This window comes from Anaerobium acetethylicum (genome assembly GCF_900096945.1).
Classification (GTDB): Bacteria; Bacillota; Clostridia; order Lachnospirales; family Lachnospiraceae; genus Anaerobium; species Anaerobium acetethylicum.
In genome coordinates, this window is sequence record NZ_FMKA01000038.1 from 13,121 (window position 1) to 32,234 (window position 19,114).

Annotated in this window: 18 protein-coding genes; 1 reads left to right on the top strand and 17 read right to left on the bottom strand. The window is 45.7% G+C overall.

Annotated features, from left to right (window positions below; all coding sequences use genetic code 11):
• Positions 1-45 precede the first annotated feature (45 nt).
• From BJR36_RS17415 to BJR36_RS17475, 13 genes are all read right to left on the bottom strand, one after another.
• Entirely contained in the window at positions 46-342 is a 297-nt protein-coding gene (locus tag BJR36_RS17415) for a YerC/YecD family TrpR-related protein (RefSeq protein WP_091236692.1), read from the bottom strand.
• An 86-nt stretch (positions 343-428) separates the two neighbouring features.
• Positions 429-1,244, bottom strand: a complete 816-nt coding sequence (locus BJR36_RS17420) for a phosphatase (protein WP_330387983.1) — start codon at positions 1,242-1,244, stop codon at positions 429-431.
• 53 nt (positions 1,245-1,297) lie between these two features.
• Positions 1,298-2,125, bottom strand: a complete 828-nt coding sequence (gene folK / locus BJR36_RS17425) for a 2-amino-4-hydroxy-6-hydroxymethyldihydropteridine diphosphokinase (protein ID WP_330387987.1) — start codon at positions 2,123-2,125, stop codon at positions 1,298-1,300.
• A gap of 1 nt (position 2,126) precedes the next feature.
• Positions 2,127-2,954 (bottom strand): dihydropteroate synthase, encoded by an 828-nt coding sequence (gene folP / locus BJR36_RS17430; protein ID WP_091236696.1) that lies wholly within the window; start codon positions 2,952-2,954, stop codon positions 2,127-2,129.
• Between the two features lie 66 nt (positions 2,955-3,020).
• A complete protein-coding gene (locus tag BJR36_RS17435; protein ID WP_091236698.1) occupies positions 3,021-3,494 on the bottom strand; it encodes an HD domain-containing protein in 474 nt (157 codons plus the stop codon).
• Between the two features lie 313 nt (positions 3,495-3,807).
• Positions 3,808-4,482: a GntR family transcriptional regulator gene (locus tag BJR36_RS17440; RefSeq protein ID WP_091236700.1), complete on the bottom strand. Its 675-nt coding sequence runs from the start codon at positions 4,480-4,482 to the stop codon at positions 3,808-3,810.
• Between the two features lie 220 nt (positions 4,483-4,702).
• The gene (locus BJR36_RS17445) at positions 4,703-6,310 is read right to left on the bottom strand and encodes a mannitol dehydrogenase family protein (protein ID WP_091236702.1); all 1,608 of its coding nucleotides are present in this window, start codon (positions 6,308-6,310) and stop codon (positions 4,703-4,705) included.
• Between the two features lie 80 nt (positions 6,311-6,390).
• A complete protein-coding gene (gene uxuA / locus BJR36_RS17450) occupies positions 6,391-7,440 on the bottom strand; it encodes a mannonate dehydratase (RefSeq protein WP_091236704.1) in 1,050 nt (349 codons plus the stop codon).
• Positions 7,441-7,548: 108 nt separating this feature from the next.
• Positions 7,549-8,949: a glucuronate isomerase gene (gene uxaC, locus BJR36_RS17455; protein WP_091236706.1), complete on the bottom strand. Its 1,401-nt coding sequence runs from the start codon at positions 8,947-8,949 to the stop codon at positions 7,549-7,551.
• Between the two features lie 355 nt (positions 8,950-9,304).
• Complete coding sequence (locus tag BJR36_RS17460; RefSeq protein ID WP_091236708.1) at positions 9,305-10,024, bottom strand: DUF554 domain-containing protein; 720 nt, start codon at positions 10,022-10,024, stop codon at positions 9,305-9,307.
• Between the two features lie 82 nt (positions 10,025-10,106).
• Complete coding sequence (locus tag BJR36_RS17465; RefSeq protein ID WP_091236709.1) at positions 10,107-10,946, bottom strand: metallophosphoesterase; 840 nt, start codon at positions 10,944-10,946, stop codon at positions 10,107-10,109.
• Between the two features lie 166 nt (positions 10,947-11,112).
• Entirely contained in the window at positions 11,113-11,574 is a 462-nt protein-coding gene (locus BJR36_RS17470) for a GyrI-like domain-containing protein (RefSeq protein ID WP_242875644.1), read from the bottom strand.
• Positions 11,575-11,744: 170 nt separating this feature from the next.
• On the bottom strand, positions 11,745-13,799 hold the full coding sequence (locus tag BJR36_RS17475) for a HelD family protein (RefSeq protein WP_091236711.1): 2,055 nt from the start codon (positions 13,797-13,799) through the stop codon (positions 11,745-11,747).
• 417 nt (positions 13,800-14,216) lie between these two features.
• Between BJR36_RS17475 and BJR36_RS17480 the strand changes: the two genes are divergently transcribed.
• Positions 14,217-15,125 (top strand): AEC family transporter, encoded by a 909-nt coding sequence (locus BJR36_RS17480; RefSeq protein WP_091236720.1) that lies wholly within the window; start codon positions 14,217-14,219, stop codon positions 15,123-15,125.
• Positions 15,126-15,198: 73 nt separating this feature from the next.
• On the opposite strand, the gene amrS is transcribed toward BJR36_RS17480, so the two are convergent.
• From amrS to BJR36_RS17500, 4 genes are all read right to left on the bottom strand, one after another.
• Positions 15,199-16,074 carry an AmmeMemoRadiSam system radical SAM enzyme gene (gene amrS, locus BJR36_RS17485; protein WP_091236712.1) on the bottom strand — a complete coding sequence of 292 codons (876 nt, stop codon included), beginning with the start codon at positions 16,072-16,074 and terminating at the stop codon, positions 15,199-15,201.
• Complete coding sequence (gene metK, locus BJR36_RS17490; protein WP_091236722.1) at positions 16,052-17,269, bottom strand: methionine adenosyltransferase; 1,218 nt, start codon at positions 17,267-17,269, stop codon at positions 16,052-16,054. Before metK ends, amrS begins: the two co-directional genes overlap by 23 nt.
• Positions 17,270-17,330: 61 nt before the next feature.
• Positions 17,331-18,443 carry an Ldh family oxidoreductase gene (locus tag BJR36_RS17495; RefSeq protein WP_091236714.1) on the bottom strand — a complete coding sequence of 371 codons (1,113 nt, stop codon included), beginning with the start codon at positions 18,441-18,443 and terminating at the stop codon, positions 17,331-17,333.
• Between the two features lie 237 nt (positions 18,444-18,680).
• Positions 18,681-18,941 carry a Fic family protein gene (locus BJR36_RS17500; RefSeq protein WP_091236715.1) on the bottom strand — a complete coding sequence of 87 codons (261 nt, stop codon included), beginning with the start codon at positions 18,939-18,941 and terminating at the stop codon, positions 18,681-18,683.
• Positions 18,942-19,114 lie beyond the last annotated feature (173 nt).

Here is a 19,114-nt window from a genome sequence, read left to right on the forward strand (position 1 = left end):
GCATAAAAAACCCCGGCGCATCTGATGATGCAGCCGGGGTTCAGTTTATTCATTTTCCTGATTCATACGTGCGAATACCATGTCGTATCCGTCATTTCCATAATTCAGCGAACGGTTGACCCTGCTGATCGTCGCTGTTGATGCGCCTGTCTTTTCAGCAATCTCCAGATAGGTCTTATGATCTCTCAGCATCTTCGCAACCTCGAATCTCTGGGATAAAGAAAGTAATTCGTTTACCGTACAAATATCTTCAAAAAAGATGTAGCATTCTTCCTTGTCCTTCAAGCTTAGAACCGCTTCAAACAAATGGTCGACTGCCTCTGTCCTGATTTTTTTATTCATCCCTGTTCTCCTTTATGATAATAAGAAGTAGTAACTGTTCATTCATCTGGTCTTTTGACACGTTTTGATTTTACCATATTAAAGTCTCAAAGTCTAGAAATTTTATATTTATTGACAAAGCTTTTCAGCTCTTCCACCGAACGGTTGACCACCAGTTCCTCTGGAAAATCCATCTCACTCAGAAGCTTTTCAGCAAATTCATGATTGCCTACGGCTGAATCTATATGGGCATCACTCCCCACGACAATCGGGACATTGTATCTTCTGCAGGCTTCCAGCATTCTGATATCATTTTCTATGGGATCTCTTCTTGAGCTGTTCGGAGAAAGCGAGGTATCGTTCAGTTCCAGGAGCACATGGTGTTCCTTCGCTCCAAGCACAAGTGCCTCAAAATCCACAGGATAACGCGTGTCATCCGGATGTCCGATTATATTGATGAATGGGTTCTCCATTGCTTTCAGATATGCAGCTGTATTCTGTTCCTTCGTTCCAAACCTGATGCAAGGCGGATGCATGCTTGCAATTGTTATGTCCAGCTTTTCAAGGGCTGACTGGGGAAGGTCGACACGACCGTTGAAGTCAAGGATGTTCAGTTCCGCACCCAGAAGAAGCTCCACTCCGCACATGTTCCTCTGAACGACTCTCAGATTGCTGAAATACAGTTCGTGGCAGGAGCCCGGCATCTTTGGGGCATGCTCTGTGATTCCCAGGAGCTCTAAGCCCCGTTCAGCAGCAGCCAGCGCCATCTCCCTGATTGTACTGTATGAATGTCCGCTTGCAAGTGTATGTGAATGGGTGTCTAAAATATAATTCATTTCTAATCCTTTCTGCCCCAGGTAAACTTCATCCGTGGCATGAAACCGCAGAAGCCGGAACTCCGGTCTCCACTTCTTTCCTAACATAGCCGCTGTTCAGCAAAAAAAAACCTCGCGGAATTTCAACTCTGAACAGTTTCCTAACTTATATCATTATACGTGGATACTGGTATATTTTCAAGCAGAACCGTTATGCTCTTGTGGAGCACCGGGTGTATGAGATAAGGCGCAATCTCCTTCAGCGGCTTCAGCACGAATTCCCTGTCCTGCATCAGAGGGTGAGGCAGTATGATTTTTTCCTCATTGCTTATGAGGTCGTCATACAGAAGCACATCCAGATCCATGGTCCTCGGTCCCCACTTAATTTCCCGCTTCCTGCCAAGCTTCGTTTCGATTGCCATCAGCATGTCCATCAGTTCTTCCGGCTCCAGGAAGGTGTCAGCTTCGATAACCGCATTCAGGAATTTATCCTGATCGGCATATCCCCAGGGCTCCGTTTCCATAAAAGAGGAGCATTTCAGGATTTTTGTGTGCCCCTTCTCTTCCAGGCGTCTCATTGCATGCTTTAGATTTTCCTCTTTGTCACCCATGTTCGAACCGAGCCCGATATATGCCCTGTGCCATCTTCTTTCAACCATGATTTCAATGGTGTCCAGCTGCATCTTTACAGGCGCCCAGGGTTTCTGCAGAAACACCTTTACCCCTCTTATAAGCGGGTACTCCCTGAGAATGAATTCCGCAATGTTCAGGGCCGCCGTCTCGATCAGATCATAGGTTTCCCTGACGAATTCCCTGCTGACGGCTTCGCAGAGTTCTCCGTAGTGAACGGTATCGGAAATCTCCCTGCTCCGTCCTGCCTTCTTCAGATCCAGATCCAGCTCCATGGATAGCACAAAAAGCTGCCCGAGCCTCTTTTCTTCCGGCATCACGCCGTGGTTTGCAAAAATCTTCAGATTCCTGATGTACATTTTATCCAATTTGATTACCTCCGCTGCGGATGATGGCATCTGTCATCCTGGCAGCACGTTCATTCTGAAGCACGTCGTGTACCCTTACAAAGTCGCACGCACCTTTCATCATTCCGATAACAGTTGTTGCCAGTGTTCCTTCCACCCGTTCTTCCACCGGAAGGTCCAATGCTATGCCTATCATGGATTTTCTGGATGTCCCGAGAAGTATCGGGTAGCCCAGCACTTTCAGCATTTCAAGATTGTTCATGACCTCCAGGTTCTGGGCATAGTCCTTTGCGAACCCAATACCGGGATCCAGCATGATATTGTCGTCGCTGACTCCTGCTGCCCTTGCGATCTGGATGCTCTCCCTTAAATCCATCAGCAGGTCATCCATAAGGTCATCGTAGTCATTGTTGTTCCTGTTGTGCATCAGACAGCATGCCACATTGTATTCTGCCACAACATCGGCAATTCCCTTTTCAGCCTTGAATCCCCAGACGTCGTTTATGAGGCCTGCTCCTGCCTTTATAGCTTCCTCCGCCACTTTTTTCTTGTAAGTATCGACTGATATCGGGATATCAAATTCGTTGCTGATCATGGAAATGATCGGAACAACCCTTGAGATTTCCTCATCGTCGCTAATCTTTATATAGCCCGGCCTCGTGGATTCTCCGCCTACATCTATAATGTCAGCCCCGTCATAGATCATCTTTTTGACCTTTTCTCTTGCTCTGTCGATGCTGTTGAATTTTCCCCCATCCGAAAAGGAGTCCGGTGTTACGTTAAGAATCCCCATGATATAGGTTCTCTCTCCTATTTTAAAATCTCTTCCGTTTATGATCATGAATCACTATCATCCTTTCCCCGAACCTGGAGTTGATCAGCCTGCCGGCTGAACGTTTCCAAATTCCTAATAATATATGCTTCTATTCTTCTTCTGCGGGTCCCAGTTGCATTCCTCTGCCGCTTCACATGTGAAACAGGGCCTTGAAAGCTTGTCAGCCCTGTAGATGAGTTCTGCGAATCTAGCGCTTTCCTGCTCCCTGTGCCCCAGGATTCCTCTGCCTATAAGGCTGCTCTCCTCCGGTGTGAAATCCTGCCTCTCAAGAAATTTCCTGGCCAGGTCCCAGGAAGCTTTTTCATGGGGTATCTGTTGTTCGTACTGCATAAATTTCCCAATATCGTGGAGAAGGGCTGTGACATAGATGATTTCTTTTGGATACCCCTGCTGTTCTTCCATGTTTATGATCCAGGCTATCCTTGCAACATCCAGAAAATGTTCGAGCCCGTGCCTGCAGAAAATCCTGCCTGTTTCCGCATTTCTGTTCCTATCCAGATAATAGCGGTATTCTTTATCCTGAAGTATGGCATTGAACCTCTCCATATTGCTGCCTCCGTATCTGTCAGATCAGGCCTGATACTGCCTGATTTCTATTAATAATATTTTTTCACTATTCATTACAGCGTTCTTCATCGTCACGCAAAGTGATAGAAAAAACACCTCGCGGCACAGTGGCTCTGAACAGTTACAATAATATTAACAAATATAGAAGAATATGTCCATAAAAAGGGACTGCGCTAAATTGGAAAATCCGCCCGGCATTCAGCTTCCGAGCGGATTTTTTATTACATTAGGTTGGAATGTATTATAATGGTTAGAATAAAGTTATTGTATTTGGAATTTTTTCTATTTCTTGTTATTTAAAATAATGCGGGTATTTCATTTTCAGTTCCTTTTCATCAACAATATAACGTGAAAGGTGCTTTGATATGATTTCCTTTGCCGCTGTCTTGTCCTTGTTTCTGATTGCCTCAACTATAGAACGATGGTCCGAAATTACTTTCTTGTCCTTGATCACAATGAGGCTCAGGCTTCGCACGCGATCAAAGTGGGCCATAAGGTCTCCTAACAGCCTGTAAACCATATTTTTGTTGCAGGTTTTATACAGCAGCTCATGAAATTTGTCGTCGAGCTGAAACTGCTTGTCCAGTTGTTCATGTTCGAGATAATACTCCTGCATCCTGAGGTTTTCCTCGAGCATTAACAGATCGTGTTCTGAAGCAGTATCACAGGCCTGTTCAACCATAGCCGTCTCAAGGGTCTGCCTCAAAAACCTTATCTCATCGACCAGTTCGCTGTCAATCAGGGAAATCACGCTGCCCCTTTGAGGGTAGATTTCTACGATATTAAGCTTGCTGAGTTCGATAAGCGCCTCCCTGACAGGGGTCCGGCTGATTCCCATTTCGGCAGCCAGCTCGTTTTCGCTCACGGTGGTCCCTGGTTCCAGATCCAATGAAATAATATTCTGTTTGATCGTGCGGAATGCATATTCCCTTGCACTTTCTCTTTTCTCTCGTTCAGTTATTTTCATATAATTTCTCCATTTAATTTATTTTCAACTGTCCACATGAATGTCCTCAATGTGTACAAATGATCGGCTTGCGGTCGACATAATCAACTTTTCGGCCTAATGGATACTGCCTGCCATAGCACACCGTCCGCGCTTCCCTTGGCAGTCGGCAGGGACGGTATGATGTAGATTCAGCGGATCTTTCTCTCGGGACAAGTGAGACGTGACAACTCATCTTATGCTATGCAAGATATTTTTTCAGCGTGTTCCTGATAGCGCCGACGCCCTGATTCAGCTCAGCGAACATTGCTTCCACCTTTTCTCCAAGGCCTGCTTCATAAAGGTCTACTCCGAAGACTGCTTTGTTTGATAAGATTTTTTCAAGTGCCGCATGAACGCCTTCAGTCTGTCCGAACTTGATGTCTTTCATGATCTCAGTCAGGGAAGGAAGCAGCGGATCCGGGCTCAGTTCAAATGCATTTCCATTGTCGTCGATTGCCATCAGGTAACGGCACCATCCCGCAAATACGAGTGGAATGAACTGAAGGTCAGCTACATTTAATTCATCGCTTGCAATATAAGCTTTGATTGTTTCTCCAAAACGGATGCCCACTTTCTGTGATGTGTCGCAGGCAATCCTCTGCGGCGTATCAGGCATGAATGGATTTGGCAGGCGTACCTGTAAAACTTCATCAATAAAGTCTTTTGGATTAATAATACCAGGATTTACCACTACTGGCAACCCCTCCTTGTATCCAACTTTTTCAACAAGTGCAACTAATTCTTTGTCATTCATTTCATCTGAAATTTTTTCATAGGAAAGAAGGCATCCATAAATTGCAAGTGCTGTGTGAAGAGGATTCAGGCATGTGCAGACTTTCATCTTTTCTACCTTGTCAACTGTTTCCTTGTCAGTGTAGAGGATTCCGCCCTGATCTAAAGGAAGACGTCCGTTCAGGAATCTGTCTTCGATTACAAGATACTGGGATTCTTCTGCATTTACGAAAGGTGCTACATAGGTATTCTTTGATGTGATAACGGAGTCCGTATCTTCAAATCCTGCTTCTTTTAACATTTCAATAACTGAATCTGCAGGTCTTGGTGTGATTTTGTCAATCATTGACCATGGATAGGAAATGCTTTCAGTTGCATAAGTAAGGAATTCTGGTTCAACAACCTTGTTTTCCACCCATTTTTCTGCAAAGGCAACCACTGCCTCCTGCAGCTTTGTTCCATTGTGTGAACAGTTATCCATGCTGACCAATGTAAGAGGAGTCTTTCCATTTTTAAATCTTGAATAGCATAATGCTGCAAGCTTTCCGATATAGCTTGATGCAGTTTCAGGCGCTTTTTCGAAGTCTGCAGCCACATCTCCCAGGAATTCACCCTTCGCATTTACCAGGCTGTATCCTTTTTCCGTGATTGTAAAGGACGCCATCTTGAGGCTTGGGCTGTTGAAGATTTCAGTAAGACGTGCCCAGTCTGCTTTGTTCTGTGTATCTACACAGAGTGATTCAGCGATGCTTCCGATTACTTTTTTTTCGAGAGATCCGTCTGCTTTCAGTGTTACAAGAACGCATAAATCATCGAAATTCTTGTAGCTCTTTTCGATGATTTCATAGTCATAGCCTTCCGCAACGATAATTCCCGTTTTCAGGATGCCCCTGTTCAGAAGATCCTGGCATACTGCAGCCGGGAATGCCCTGAAGATATTTCCGCCTCCGAAATGTACCCATTCCGGCGTTTCTTTTGTTGCTTTGATCATCTGTTCTCTATCGAACTTTGGAAGCTCAAATCCCTGGTCTTCCCAAACTTTAGCATTTGCCAATTCTTTCTGATTTAATTTCATATTTGTCCCTCTTTCATTCATAAGGTTTCATATTTGATAGGAAACGGCCAAAAAGCAGGCCGTTTCCGAATTTGAATTATTTATTTGTTTCCTAACTTTTTGAGTGTTTCCAGGATTCCTGTAAGGTAGCTTACTCCGAGAGCTCTGTCATAGAGTCCGTATCCCGGACGTCCTGTTTCACCCCAGATCATTCTTCCATGGTCAGGTCTTATATATCCGTCAAAACCGTTCTTGTAAAGGATTTCCATGATCTTAACCATATCTAAAGAACCGCAGTCTGAGTAATGTGCGCTTTCTTCAAATCCGTTGTTCTCTAACCACTTGACGTTTCTTACGTGCATGAAGTGGATACGTCCCATTTTGGAATATTTGTCGATCATGTTGTAGATGTTGTTTGAAGCGACACATCCTAATGAACCTGTGCAGAGTGTAAGTCCGTTTGCCGGGCTGTCAACCAGCTTTAAGAATCTGTCGAGATTCTCTTCATTTGTGATGATTCTTGGAAGGCCGAAGATGTCGAACGGCGGATCGTCTGGATGGATTGCCATCACTACGCCGCTTTCCTCCGCAACTGGAATGATTTCTTTTAAGAAATACTCTAAGTTGCTCCAGAGCTGTTCTTTGTCGACTTTGGCATATTCGTCAAATACAACTTTCATGCTTTCTTTTGTATAGCTTGAATCCCAGCCTGGAAGTGCGAGTTCGCCTGTAAGCGGATCCATGGCTGCAAGCTGTTCCGGATAGTAGACAAGTGCTGTTGAACCGTCTTCGAGTTCTTTATCGAGCTGGGTTCTTGTCCAGTCGAAAACAGGCATGAAGTTGTAGCAGATGCATTTGATTCCTGCTTTTCCAAGTCTTCTGATGTTTTCTTTGTAGTTTGCAATATATTTGTCTCTTGTGTCCTTGCCTAATTTGATGTCTTCATGTACTGGAACGCTTTCAATAACGTCAAATCCAAGACCAGCTGCTTCTACAGTTGCCTTTAATTTGCTGATGCTCTCATTGCTCCATACTTCTCCAACAGGCACATCATATACTGCAGTTACGATGCTCTGCATCTGTGGAATCTGTTTGATGTATTCAAGTTTAACTTTGTCGTCTACTCCATACCAACGAAATGAAAATTTCATTCGTGCCACCATCCTATTCTTAATTTTATTTATTGTTATTGTTAATTATAACCCTCATCTTGGGTGACGATTCAGGACTGGGTCCCTCCTGGTCACAAATAATTCTTTTTACAGCTCAATGCCAAAATATGCAACGGCATTGTTATATGATATATCCTGCATCATCTTTCCAACAAACTCCATGTCCGCAGGATACTGTCCTTCTTCTATGAGATTCCCAATCTTATTGCAGAGGATTCTTCTGAAGTATTCATGTCTTGGGAATGAAAGGAAGCTTCTGGAATCCGTCAGCATTCCGACGAATTTTGAAATCATGCCAAGCTGGCTTAATGCCTCCATCTGTTTTTCCATTCCGTCCTTCTGATCGCAGAACCACCATCCTGAGCCGAACTGAACCTTTGCCGCGCAGCTTCCGTCCTGGAAATTGCCGATCATTGTGGCAAGCACTTCATTGTCCCTTGGGTTCAGGCAGTAAAGGATCGTCTTTGGAAGCCTGCCTTCAAAATCAAGGTCATCCATGAATGCGCTGAGGTCTTTCGCAAAATTCTTGTCGTCTATGGAATCCATTCCGATATCTGCGCCGAGCTTTTTGAAAAGTCTCGTCGAGTTGTTTCTCAGTGCCCCTATATGGATCTGCATTGTCCATCCTAATTCGTGGTAAACTTTTCCTAATGTATGAAGCACGTTTCCTTCGAATCCTGCGGATTCTGCATCTGTGATTTCTTCTCCGTTGATTGCTTTCTGGAATATCAGTTCAGCTTCCGCATCGGAGCAGTCCCTGTAGGCGAAATTATCCATTCCGTGATCGCTTACTCTTGCGCCTGCCTCGTGGAAATAATGGATCCTTTCAACAAGGGCATTCTTGAGGTCTGCATGGGTTTCAATTTCATATCCAGCTGCATCGCCAAGATCCTTAAGGTAGGATACGAATCCCGGTTTTCTGATATGCACTGCATTGTCAGGACGGAACGTGGGAAGAACTTTGACTTCAAACTCCTCTTTAAGCTTCTTGTGATATTCAAGGGTGTCTTTTGGATCGTCCGTCGTACACAGTACTTTTGCATTGGATCTGCGTATCAGGTTCCTTACGCTGAATTCCTTTTCAGCCAATTTGGCATTGCACTTTTCCCAGATTGCATCGCATGTGGTTGGTGACAGTGTTTCATGGATATCGAAATATCGCTGAAGTTCAAGATGAGTCCAGTGATATAAGGGATTTCCAATCAGATAAGGGACCATCTCAGCCCACTTTTTAAATTTCTCGTAATCCGGCTGGTCTCCGGTGATGTATGATTCATCAATTCCAAATGTTCTCATGGCACGCCATTTGTAATGATCCCCGCCTAACCATACCTGTGTGATATTTTCAAAATTGATGTCATCATAAATCTGCTTCACTGGCAAATGATTGTGGTAATCATAAATAGGCATCTTCTCGGCATAATTGTGGTATAATTCCCGTGCCGTTTCTGTCTTCAGCAAAAATTCGCTGGTCATAAATTTTTCCATGGCTTCCTCCATACTTCTTGATCATGGTGAGCAGCGGTTATGCAGAAACAGATATCATAAACCCGCTCTGCCGGCAGAAAGCCGCTGCTCTCCGCTGAACTTGTATACTAGTATAGTAATATTATATTTGTTGCGATTTCTATTGTCAAGCATAAACCGTTGTGTTGTTCTTTTTTGTTGATTTTAACTTAAAAGCTGTTCTTTATGTTCCATTTAAAGCTGATTCCCGCTGCACTCCATTTTGGCTGTCCTGCATAGGATTTTCGGGGGCCTGAATCATAAAAAAAGGGCAGAAGCCGTAGACCAATGGCTTCTGCCCTTTTCAGGCATTTATATAATTTGCACAAATTTCAATTTACAGAAACAGGCTGCAGACGATTACGACCAGAATTGAAGGCAGCATGTTGCCCACCTTGATCTTCTTATCGAAGGCCAGATTTACCCCTATTCCGAATATCAGGATAGAACCCACGAAGGAAAGATTCGAAATCATCTGCTCCGACATGAATGGCTCAATGAACCCGGCAAAAAGGGTGATGCCCCCCTGATAGAGTCCAAGCGGGATCGCTGAAAACAGGACTCCGATACCCAGGGTGGATGAAAAAATGATAACGATTACGAAGTCAAGAATCGACTTCGTATAAAGCATGGCAGCATCTCCTGTCAGCCCATCCTGCAGGGATCCGACAACCGCCATTGCGCCGACGCAGGTTACAAGTGATGCAGTCACAAAGCCTTCCACAAAAGTCTCGCTCCCTTTTCCCGTCTTTATCCTGCTTTTCAGCCATAATCCGGCATTTTCCATCTTCTGTTCTATATTGATTGCTTCGCCTATCAGGGAACCGATTACCAGCGAGATGATCATGATCATCGTTCCGCCCACTTCAAGAGATGTCCCGTTTACTGCCAGCATTCCCTTCAATGCGCCCGAAGCGCCAATGAAAATCGTCGCCATTCCTAATGCCTGCATCAGCGTATCCTGAAAACGCTGTTTCAGCCCCCCATTAAATACCAGTCCTATGCAGCTTCCCAAGATCACTGCAAGGACGTTTACGATTGTTCCTGTTCCTGACATTCTACTATTTTCCTCCAAACTATCTAGTCATTCGTTCCTTTTTCAGTTCGGCAACCTCAGGACACTTCAGCGGCCTCTGCTTCTATGGGGTCCTCAGTACCAGTGTAACGACCTCAGGCCTGTTGCAAATCCTGAGAGGCAGAATACTGTTGCCAAGCCCCCGGCTTACAAGCATGGTCGTTTCCCCCATCCGGTAGAATCCGGACGTGTACTTCGGAAAAAAGCCCTGCCCCGGGGCGACCAATCCCCCAATCATTGGAAGGCGGATCTGGCCTCCGTGTGCATGCCCTGTAAACACAAGGTCTGTTCCCGATTCTGCGTATGTTTCCAGAAATTCAGGCTGATGGACCATCAGCATATCAAAAATATCATCTTTCAAAACATCCGCCATGTCCTCGAGGACACCTTCGTAATGCATGCTGTATGCCAGCCCCGTCAGCCTTATTCTGTCACCGGATCCATTTTTAATTTCTGCCGTTTCATTCTCCAGGATCACAACCCCGGCACTCTCCATCCCAGCCTTAAGGGCATCATATTCGCTGGCATCTATATCATTATTTCCCGAAACAAAATAGACATCTGCAAGTTTGACTGCTCCCCAAATAAAATCCATAGCCTTCCCGATATCCGTATTCATGCTGTCTATGAGGTCTCCAGTGATTACGATCAGGTCCGGTTCCTGGGCGGCTATTTCTTTCAGAAGCCTCTTCTGGTTTTTCCCGAACGCCTTGTTATGAAGATCCGAAATATGCACAATGCGGTATCCGTTGAAGGATTTTGGGATCTTTTTATTCCCGTAGGTATATGTTGTCACCGATATGTCGTTATTTCCCCATATCAGCCAGATAAAAACCAGAAGCAGTATCAGCCTTCTATTTCTTTTTTTCTTTTTCCGTACATCTATGCCTGATTTATTGTCCATAACAATCGCCCCCTGCCAGTCTGGAGATTTTTGACGAACTTTCTATGCGCTGAAAAGCTTTCAACTTATTCTAACACAATTCCAATAAAAATTGTCCAGAAAAACATATCGGGAAAACCCGAATACCTGGGTTTTCCCGATTCCTGTCGATTCCTGTCGTTTCATATCATTTTATAGCCATGACTATTTTCGTCAGCCACTGGCTTTCCGGAAAATCCGGACTGTTGTAATAATATTCATAGGATGTTCCAACTGGCTCATACCCGTTGTCCTCAATCCATTTGACCATGTCGCAGTATACGGGTTCCATATCGCTGTATCTGCCCAGATACATGCAGGTGACAACCCTTCCCTCCGGTATTGTGGAAGGCTTCATGTCATCCTTTCCAGGCAGGGGCTTCGAAACCGAAAATCCGATCTCGACGTCAAGATCTTGCATATCCATGTTGTGATACGCGATAAACGGCATGTCGGTGATGAGTTCGCCAAGCTCCTTCAGGTACTCTCCGAGCTTTCCATAGCTTTGTCCTATCAGCATCGGAATGTTCTGGATTGTTGTCCGTGTACGGATTGCAATGGTGGGCTGTTCAATCTGTTTCAGCAATTCGAAATTTGATATTCTCGGCATACTTCTTCCTCCTTAACAATGGAATAGGCTTTATTGCCTATGTATAAAGAAAAAACTGGTAACCGGGCGGCTCCTGCTCGTCCGCTCTTATACTTATCCACATTGCATTATGATTTCCCTGATTTATACTCATTATAGGCCACATCATTGTGATTGGTCATGGGAATCTTTCACAAAATCCATCTCGTTTTTTCACCGACATAAGTCAGATCCAGCTTGTGCATTGCCCTTGTGCAGGCCACATAAAGCATTTTCTGATCCATGACTGTATGATATTCGTGGTCAGATACATTCGGGATCAGCACCTGGTCGAATTCAAGCCCTTTTGACATATGCGCGCTGGTTATGATGATTCCGTCCGTAAATTCCGTACTGGTGAAGTCAAGAAGGGAAACCGAATCCTCCCCCTTCAGCTGTCCGTATAATTCTTCTGCCATTCTCTGGGTTCTGCAGATGATTCCCAGATTTTTGTAGCTGCCTGTCCTGAACCCGTCGATGATCTTTCTGATTCGTTCTGTCTGGATTTTCTCTGTTTCACATCCATACACCACCGGCAGTTCTCCATGACGTTCTACAGGCACGATGTCCGGATTGGTTGAGATTGCCTGTGCAAAATCCGAGATCTCTATGGTTGAGCGGTAGCTCTTGCAGAGTCTGATGCATTCGCTTTCCGGAAAAACGCTGCTGATCTTCTCAATGGACGATGCGCTGTAGGGGTTCACGGCCTGGTTGCTGTCTCCCAGAATCGTCATCTTGCAGCGGAAGAGTTTCCCGATCACAGCATACTGAACCGGCGTGTAATCCTGCATTTCGTCGACGAGCAGATGCCTTACATATCCGTAGTCCGCAATGGATTCGAATGCGATTTTCGTATATGCCATAGGGAATACGTCTGAATATTCAAGCATCCGTTTGGGAAGAAGCCTGAACAGTTCCGGTCTGCCGATGAACGTATAAAAATTTTCATATACTTCCATTGTGCTCCTGAACTGGAACATCGCTTCTATCTTCCTTTTCATTTCCGCCGCATACTCTGTCTTCCACTCCCTGTGCTTCTTTTCAAAGAAATCCTTCATCCGCCTTGCCATGTCTCTGGCCGTCTTGTCCATCTTCTTCTTCAGGGGCATTTCCGGAAGGCCTGCCATATATGCCGTTATTTTAGTTGCTGGAAGCACGACGCCGCCAAGCTTCACATCCTGAGCCTTGAAATAATCCCGCTCCAGATTGGAAAGATAGTCATCCAGCATGTCAAGGAAGCCCACCGTCGATTTGTATTCGATCCTCCCCCTTTCCTCCGGGTCATTTTCTTCCAGAAGGCTTGAAACCTGCTCTGCAAAACTCTGAAATTTCACTTTTTTCCCAAGGACATCAACGGCAATCTCTTCGAAACCTATTTCCTGGATATTATCCTCTCCAAGTTCCGGAAGGACGTTGGAAATATAGTTTCCAAATACCTTGTTGGGTGAAAGCACCAGCATGTCGGAGGATGAAATGGTATTCTTGTAACGGTAAAGCATGAAAGCAATCCTGTGCAGGGCTATGGATGTCTTTCCTGATCCAGCGGCCCCCTGTATAATCAGGACACCGGCGTTTTCATTACGGATCACCTCATTCTGCTCCTTCTGAATGGTCGCAACTATGTTTTTCATCTTCTCGTCCGACGTGCTGCTGAGCTCCTTCTGGAGCACCTCATCATCGATGCTTATGTTGCTCTCGATCATATACTGCATTTCCCCGCTGGAAATCTTGTACTGCCTTTTCAGCTCCAGATGGCCTTCGTTGACACCGTCCGGGGTATTGAAAGAGGCCGGACCTATCTCACAGTCATAGAATACGCTGGAGATGGGTGCACGCCAGTCTGATATAAGGCTTTTTTTGGTCTCTTCGTCCCTAAATCCTTTGATTCCTATATATACTGGGAGCCTGCCCGAATCATCTTTATAGTCGATTCTGGCAAAATACGGAGAATTACGGAGCTTCTCAAGATCCCGTTTGATATCTGCAGTATTCTCGCTGCTGCTGATTACCGAATGGATCTGTTCGCGGTTGGCGGCTTTTTCAGCCCCGTCCATATCCGCTATGTTCTCCCAGAACTCTTTTTTCATTTCAGCGATATCCTGGGAACTGCCATTCAGGCTGCTGCTGATCTTTACATATTTATCCTCGATCAGCTCATTTATAGAAGAAAGATACGCTTTCTCTTCTCTCTCTGTTGAATTAAACAAAATGATACCCCTCTGTTTTCACTTGATTAGTGCGTATATCCACAGCGGTCGCGTAATTTAAGCGGGATATCCACAATTTGTATGTCAGTTTGCCCACAACCAGGCATTTCACCTGGCAAAAAACCGGACATGGGATAAGATTATATCATCCTGTGCCATATCCGGTCAATCACCTAAATCTGGTTTCTATTGAAAACCGCTACTGCCCCGATGGCTCCTTGGTCTTGTTTCTTCTTTTGGAGGTTCATTTATCCACCTTTTGCCTTAACCTGAAATATAAAGCAAAATAATAAAATAAACTGGGCATGCCTTTCATTCGGTGCTATTATATAAATTGGGCTTTTGCCGCGCAGACTTTTCATGCACAGGCATATCGCTCCTATATTATATGATTTTATTTATGGAAGGATGAAAACAATGCAGCAATTGATAGATCTTCAGCTGACAATGCTTGTGCTGATGCTTGCCGGAGTCGTTTTGAAAAAATTAAATATTATGGGGGAAACGGGACAAGCGAATCTTACCAGTCTGGTGATCTGCCTGGTTCTCCCCGCAAATATCGTCAAATCCTTCATGATGGAATTCAACCGGGCGATTCTTGTAAGCTTTGCCATGGTTCTGATCATTTCCATTGCGGTGCAGGTACTTTGTGCCATTCTCGGGCGCGTTCTCTACAACAGATTCAGCCCGGAACTGAAGAAATGCCTCCGTTACGGAACCATCTGCTCCAACGCAGGTTTTCTCGGCAATCCCATAGCGGAAGGCGTTTTCGGAAGTATCGGCCTTTCCTATGCCTCCATTTTTCTCATTCCACAGAGAATCGTCATGTGGTCGGCAGGGGTTTCCCTGTTTACGGAATCGCCGGACAAAAAGTCGCTTGTGAAAAAAGTGGCGACCCATCCCTGTATCGTTGCCTGCTACATAGGGCTGTTCCTGATGATTACGCAGCTGCAGCTGCCAGGATTCCTGATGTCTTCCATCACCAGCCTCAGCAATTGCTGCACTGCCTTGTCTATGATGGTCATCGGCATGATTCTGGCTGATGTAAAACCGCAAGAGATGCTCGATGGAAAAGTCCTTTATTTTACCATGTTCCGTCTGGTCCTTATCCCTCTTATGATATATATCCCGTTTCAGTTCACTAACATCGAACCTCTTGCAATCAATGTCTCCGTTCTTCTGACAGCAATGCCTGCCGGAGCAACGACCAGTATTCTGGCTGCGAAATATAACGGTGATGCGATATTTGCAACAAAAATGGTGGTCTTTTCAACTCTTGCATCCCTGGTTTCCACTCCAGTCTGGAGCTTCCTGCTTGCGGGGTAGCAGAACATCTGATCTTTCTGTATTGATGTTTCTGCCTCCCCATTTTAGAGGGCTCCAAAGCCTCACTTTATATCTACCATACATTTCCGATATGTATATATTTCAACCCCGCTTCCTTCCCTATCTTCTCTGCCATCTTAAGAGTCTCAAGGGGCGTGATCGGCACATCCATCATCTTCCAGTTTGGGAAGAACCGGCTTATATGCCATGGAACATCGGTGCCTACCTCATCTGCAACGAATTTCGCTATTTCTTCCAGCTGCTCGCGCTTATCGTTCACGCCCGGCACGATCAGGGTCGTAATTTCCTGGTGAATGCCTGCCTTCTGGAGGTATATCAGGTTTTCCATAATATGTATAGCCTTTCCGCCGCAGTACTTTTCATATACGCCGTCGTCGGGGCCCTTGTAATCTACATTTGCAGCATCAAGGTAGGGGATTATCAGGTCAAGCGTCTCCTTTGACATATAGCCGTTGGTTACCCAGACATTCTTAAGCCCCTTCTCATGGGCAAGCTTCATGGTGTCCAGAGCATATTCAAGAAAAATGGTCGGTTCCGAATAGGTGTATGCAATCGACGGGCATCCAAGTTCAATCGCCCGGGCAACATGCTCCTCCGGCGTGACATAAGTACCTTCGATTGGCCTGGCCGGCTTCGATGCCTGGGATATCTCCCAGTTCTGGCACCATGAGCATCTGAAATTACAGCCCACTGTGGCAAATGAATAAATCATTGTCCCTGGCAGGAAATGATAAAGAGGCTTCTTCTCAATGGGGTCGTTTGCTGCCGAAATGGTCATTCCGTAGTTCAGGGCATACAGCACTCCCTTGCGGTTTTCGCGCACGCCGCAGATTCCCCTCTTTCCTTCTCCGATGACACAGCGGTGGTTGCAGACGGCACATTTCACTTTACCGTTTTCCAGCTTCTCATACAGGATTGCTTCCTTCATTTTCTTTCCTCCTCTGCTCTAATTCCCGGCGCAGGACTTCTGCCTTGTCAGTCCTTTCCCATGGCAGATCCAGGTCCGGCCTTCCAAAATGGCCATAACATGCTACCTGAAGATAAATCGGCTTCCTGAGGCTGAACTTCCTGATAATAGCCGCCGGCCTCAGATCGAAATTCTCCCTGATCATTTCCTCAATTCTGCTTTCCTCTATTTTCCCGGTTCCGAAGGTGTCCACCATGATTGACAGGGGATGCGCAACTCCAATGGCATATGACAGCTGCACCTCGCATTTATCTGCCAGACCTGCCGCCACTATGTTTTTTGCTACATGCCTGGCCGCATAGGTTGCGGATCTGTCGACCTTTGTCGGATCCTTGCCCGAAAAAGAGCCTCCCCCATGCCTGCTGTAGCCGCCGTATGTATCCACGATGATTTTTTTCCCCGTCCATCCCGTGTCGCCGGCCGGACCTCCGATCACGAATCTTCCTGTTGCATTCACATAATATTTCGTGTTCTCATCCAGAAGCGCTTCCGGAATAACCGCCCTGACTACCTTCTCCATGATATCGCGCTTAAGCTGTTCATAAGCCACCGTTTCATCATGCTGGCATGCCATGACCACCGCCTCGATCCTCCTGACCTCATTTCCAAGATACTCCACAGTCACCTGGGTTTTTCCGTCAGGTCTCAGATACGTGATTGCTCCTGATTTTCGCACTTCTGCCAGCTTCCTTGCCAGTTTGTGTGCCAGGGATATTGGCATCGGCATCAGTTCCGGCGTCTCATTGCAGGCAAATCCGAACATCAGGCCCTGGTCGCCGGCCCCCAGCATATCCATCTCATCTCCCGACCCCCGCTTATACTCCTGGGAGGCACTCACACCTGCCGCAATATCCGGAGACTGCCTGTCAACCGCCGTAAGGACAGCGCAGGACCCTCCGTCCATTCCGAAATCAGAGTCCGTATAGCCGATATCCTGAATGATACGCCTCGCAGTTTCGGCAAGGTCCACCGTGCAGGACGTGGTGATCTGCCCGGTAATCAGGATCAGTCCGGTGCTTGCTGAAACATCGCAGGCAACACGGCTCATCGGATCCTTTTCAAGGAGCGCATCCAGGATTCCGTCGGCCACCTGGTCGCACAGTTTATCGGGATGCCCTTCCGTTACTGATTCGGAAGTGAAGAACCATTTTTTCATAGCCTTGTCCTCCTCTGTTTCAGATATCGCCATAGAATACTCTGCTGCTATTCAGCCAAACCTATTCAAAAGGGAAATGATACTGTATAAGCCCCAGTTCATCCCTCAGTTTTACCATTTCCTTCTGGACTGCCGCATTAACCGGCACTCCGCTGTCCTTTCGCTGCATCCATACATCATATTCCTTTTCTCCTGCCGTATAGATACGGTCATGTCCCGGCGCTTTTTCCGAAGCCCGCAGCTCTCTGAGGATGTCGCCGCAGGTCTTCCTGAATTCCTCAAGCCCCATAAATGCTTCCGCATCGATGGCCATAAAGAAATGGCCCAGATTAATCGGCTCTTTTTCTCCGTTTTTTCCGATGCCCGTCAGAGCCTTCAGGAACTTGCCCTGCTGCAGGGCTGCAGAAAGGATCTCAACCACTGTTGCATAGCCATATCCTTTGTAGCCGGCCAGTTCCTCCCCCACACCGCCAAGGGGTGAAAGCGCCGCATGTCCGCTGGTCAGATCAGCCAGAATCTGGTCCGAGTCCGTCATAGTCTTTCCATCCCGCCCGATTACCATTCCTGCAGGCGTCGGTTTCCCAATACGCGAATAATACTCGATCCGCCCGCGCTGCGTGATCGAGGTCGCGCAGTCAAGAACAAATGGGAACTCCTCATCAGTAGGCATGCCGAAGGTAAGCGGATTCGTGCCGAGCATATTCTCGACGCCAAAGGTCGGTGCAATGGAAGGCCGTGCATTTGTTCCTGTAATACCTATGCATCCTGCCTTTGTAGCCATAGTGGCATAATAGCCTGCGATTCCGTAATGGGTGGAGTTGCGCACGGCAACCATGCCCATTCCGTATTTTTTCGCCTTTTCAATAGCCATGGTCATGGACTTGAAGCCAATTACCTGTCCCATGCCGTTATGTCCGTCAACAACAGCCGTTGTCGGCGTTTCCTTCACTATTTCAAATTCCGTAACAGGATTCTGGATGCCGGCCCTGATGCGATCCAGATAAATGGGTTTCAGCCGGTTCACGCCATGGGATTCGATTCCCCGCTTGTCCGACTCCGTCAGCACATCGGCACAGATTTTCGCATCCTCCTCTGGGACTCCATATGCTTTAAATACATCCGTCACAAAATTTGTAATCGTTTCCCAGTCAACAATGTTTGATTTGTTCTCCATACGATTCCTCCCCATTCCATGTCTGGCGGCTGTTTATTCCTGTACCCAGGGGTTTTGGACAGCTGCCAGTTGTTCGAATTAACAGGTTTCCGTTCAATGCAGGCAAAATCTTCTATCTATTATCCCTATTATATTCCCAAAAAACACAATAGTAAACAAATTATAGATCGGGGGCTTTTATTGATTTATCCTAACCGCATCTTAACCATTTCGGTTTGGGTGTGGTTAGGATAAATTTTAACTAAAATATTTTTGATTTTTACTTGATTGTTTATCAGGCAATGTCATTTTTAATTCTCCCGATTCTAAAAGACCACTTAAATATTTTCTTCTAAAACTTGTTCTGCTTTCAAAATTGAAATGCTCCATAATTTCTTGAATAGATTTTGGTTCTGAACAATAATCAAGAATCATCCTAACCACATCTTGACCATTTTGGTTAGGATTTAAAAACTGTGCATCCTTTCCTCCTACATCATACGAATATTTCTCATCCAACGGAACAATTATTCTAAAAACATCACCTTCAATAAACTCCGGTTCTTGTCCCGAATAATATTTTGAATACTTAGTGTTTGCTGATTAAATCGCTTCCGATTGAAAATCAGCAGGTCTTTTCCACAAATTTTGTACCAGCAAAAAAAGTGCAAAAAGTATTCGTGCCTGAATCT